We start from the raw sequence: 257 nt of genomic DNA, 5'->3' as shown, positions 1-257 counted from the left end.
CAGGAAAATCGAGGAGAACGTGCCCTGAATAATGCCGATGAGCTGGACCAGCGCCAAATCCTTCAGCGTACCGACACCCAGCATGCCCACGGCGATAATCATCAGTGCCAGGATTGGCAGCAGCGTCGACACTGTGGTGTTGATAGAACGCATGATGGTTTGGTTGACAGCCAGATTCACCAGCTCGGCGTAACTTCTACGTGTCGATGAACGATAGCCTGCCGTATTCTCGTCGACTTTGTCGAAGACCACGACGG

1 pseudogene is annotated in these 257 nt (G+C 54.1%); it reads right to left on the bottom strand.

Features of this window, described 5'->3' with window-relative positions:
- Positions 1 to 257, bottom strand: a pseudogene (locus QP140_RS10070) (protein translocase subunit SecF); the annotation flags it as partial.

Source organism: Corynebacterium sp. UMB9976 (assembly GCF_030212265.1).
Taxonomy (GTDB): domain Bacteria; phylum Actinomycetota; class Actinomycetes; order Mycobacteriales; family Mycobacteriaceae; genus Corynebacterium.
Note: the sequence above shows the minus strand (reverse complement) of the source record. Positions and strands in the feature narration are given on the sequence as shown.